Raw genomic sequence first — 506 nt, 5'->3', positions numbered from 1 at the left:
CCTGCCTGAATACGGGCACTCATGGCATTAAAACCACGCGCAGCACTCTCTGGAACAATCCCAGCAGAAATCATCGCCGTACCAAATGCCGCAGTTTCGCGCGCGGTGAGCTTAAACATGGTTGCCGCACCGGTGGCACGATTGGTAAAATCAGACACTTCACTGGCTTTTGCCGCCATGTGATTAGAGAGATGATTGATAGCATCGCCTAGATCTTCAATACCTACCTGATTAAGCTTAAAAACATTGCGCAATTTGGCAAAGCGCTCCCCAATCTGATCTCCCGTCATATCAAAAGCTACAGCTGCTTTAGCGGCATAAATGCTAAAAGCTTCCAGATCTTGTTCGCCAATCCCTGCTTGGCTGGCACTGGTCATCAATTCTAAGACTTCACGCGCCGCTAACGGAATCTTGGTGGAGGTTTCAAGCGCAAAACGGCGCAATTCCTTTAAGCGATCAAGGGGGGCATCGAGAACCTTTTCTAGTCCCTTCATCGATTGGTCAAA

At 49.0% G+C, this 506-nt stretch carries 1 protein-coding gene; it reads right to left on the bottom strand.

Annotated features, from left to right (window positions below; all coding sequences use genetic code 11):
• The coding region (locus ACFINI_RS10220; protein ID WP_375648069.1) for a phage tail tape measure protein at positions 1-506 on the bottom strand (506 nt) is incomplete at both ends.

Origin of the sequence: Bartonella sp. AA56HLJMS, from assembly GCF_042197145.1 — a bacterium.
In the GTDB taxonomy this organism is placed as follows: domain Bacteria; phylum Pseudomonadota; class Alphaproteobacteria; order Rhizobiales; family Rhizobiaceae; genus Bartonella.
The sequence above is the reverse complement of the archived record's forward strand: the minus strand, read 5'-3'. Positions and strand labels throughout refer to the sequence as shown.